The organism is Mesorhizobium sp. M4A.F.Ca.ET.020.02.1.1, from assembly GCF_004022645.1.
Taxonomy (GTDB): domain Bacteria; phylum Pseudomonadota; class Alphaproteobacteria; order Rhizobiales; family Rhizobiaceae; genus Mesorhizobium.
This window is the reverse complement of the sequence record NZ_RZOI01000884.1, coordinates 1-2184: the sequence shown is the minus strand read 5'-3', so window position 1 is coordinate 2184 and position 2184 is coordinate 1. Positions and strand designations below refer to the sequence as shown.

The following is a 2184-nucleotide window of genomic DNA, read 5'->3' as shown; positions in this document are numbered from 1 at the left end:
ACGAAATGCAGCACCAGCACGGTGTGGATCTGCCGGATCGCCTCGAAATCTTCCCTGCTGTCCGCCATCTCAGCCCCGCCGCTTGTTGAAGTAATAATCGGCGGTGACCGCCGTCAGCAGAATGGACCCGCGGATGATGTCCTGCCAATAGACGGACACGTCGAGCAGAGCGAGCGAGCTTGAAACGACGGACAAAAGGACGGTGCCCAGGATGGCGCCGAGAATGGTGCCGATGCCGCCGGTCAGGCTTGCGCCGCCGATCACCGCGGCGGCGATGACGTTCAGCTCCATGCCGGCGCCGAATGTCGGCTGGGCCGAGCCGAAGCGGGCCATGTAGATGACGCCGGCAAAACCGCACAGTGTCGAGCAGAGCGTCGTGGTCAAGAACACGACCTTCTTGGTGCGGATGCCGGAATAGGCCGCCGCCTTCTCGTTGCTGCCGGTGTAGAAGACTTTGCGGAACATCGTCGTGCGGCGCAGCATGAAGTCGGACAGGATGACGAAGACAATGAAGATGATGATGACGACGGGAATGCCGCCGACCGCGCCCTGGCCGATGAACTTGAACTCAGGCGGCAGGGTGTAAAGCCCGAGCGGGCGGCCGCCGGTGCCGAGCAGGCAGAGCCCGCGTGCAATCACCATCACCCCCAGCGAGACGATGAAGTGGTGCAGCCCCACTCTGGTGACGAAGAATCCCATGAAGGCGCCGATGGCAGCGCAAGCCGCTATCGCCACCAGCGACGCCAGCCAGGGGTCCATGCCGCTGAGGAAAAGCAGACCGGCGACCACCATGGCGAGCGCGGTGACCGAGCCGACCGAAAGGTCGATGCCGCCGGAAATCAGCAGGATCGTCATGCCGACCACGACGATGCCTTCCACCGCGAAGGCCATCGCCATCGCCCGCATATTGTCCCAGGTCAGGAAATAGGGGGATGCGAACGACATGACGGCAAACAGCACGGCGATGATGAGGATCAGGCCGGTCTCACGCATCCTGATCAGGCCGCCGAACCTTGCGCCGAGCCCTATCCTGGCAGCTTGCGTCGCGCTGTCCATACTGTCCCCCACGATGCTCATGCGGCGCTCCGTTGCCGGCCTTTATCGGCAAGCGATGCCAGGACCATGATGTTTTCCTCCGTCATCTCTGCCCCCGCGACTTCGCCGGTAATGCGTCCCTCGCGCACGATCAGCACCCGGTCGCAGATGCCGATCAGCTCCGGCAGCTCGGAGGAGATGACCACGATGCCGACGCCATCGCGCGCCAGCTTGCGCAGGATGCGATGAATTTCGGCCTTGGCGCCGACATCGACGCCGCGCGTCGGTTCGTCGAGGAAGATCACCTTCGGGTCGACCGACAGCATCTTGGCGATCGCTACCTTCTGCTGGTTGCCGCCCGACAGTGTCGAAACCGGCTGACCGACATGGCCGCATTTCAGCGACAGCTGCTTGCCGATCGTTTCCGCCCGATGCTTCTCGCGCCGCTCGTTGATGAGGCCGAAGCGCGTGGCGATCCGGTCGACCGCCAGCGCCGAAATGTTGGCGGCGATCGACATGTCGAGAAACAGCCCGTCGCCCTTGCGGTCTTCGGACAGGTAGACGATGCCCGCGGCGATGCTGTCGCCATAGTGTGTCAGCGACAGGCGCTCGCCGCGCAGGCTGACATCGCCGGTCACCTCACCTTCGAGCCGGCAGATGCCTTTGACGATCTCGCTGCGGCCGGCGCCGATCAGGCCGCCAATGCCCAGGATTTCGCCCTTGCGCAGCTGAAAGCTAATGTCGCGGAAGGCAGTCGCCTCGCAGAGGCCGACGATCTCGAGCAATATGTCTTCGGACCGTTCATCGTCGCGCAGCTTCTCGGGGTAGAGGCTGTCGATGACGCGGCCGACCATGGAGGCGACAACTTGTTCGGGAGTCGTCCCTGCTATGTCGAGCGTGGTGATGTAGCGGCCGTCGCGCAGCACCGTGACGCGGTCGCAATTGTCGAAGATCTCGGCCATGCGGTGCGAGATGTAGATGATGCCGATGCCTTCGCCGGCAAGCTGGTGAATGATCTCGAACAGTTTTTGGGCCTCGCGCTCGGTCAGCGCTGCCGTCGGTTCGTCGAAGATAAGGATGCGGCAATCGAGCGTCAGCGCCTTGGCGATCTCGACCATTTGCTGCTGGGAAATGGACAGATTGCGTACC

General features: G+C 63.1%; 2 protein-coding genes. Both read right to left on the bottom strand.

Annotated elements, in window-relative coordinates; genetic code table 11:
* Positions 1–69: 69 nt before the first annotated feature.
* The gene (locus tag EN742_RS32560) at positions 70–1056 is read right to left on the bottom strand and encodes an ABC transporter permease (RefSeq protein WP_127405822.1); all 987 of its coding nucleotides are present in this window, start codon (positions 1054–1056) and stop codon (positions 70–72) included.
* 17 nt (positions 1057–1073) lie between these two features.
* Positions 1074–2184 (bottom strand): sugar ABC transporter ATP-binding protein (locus EN742_RS32555; RefSeq protein ID WP_148670431.1); only part of this gene is annotated, 1111 nt, incomplete at its 5' end.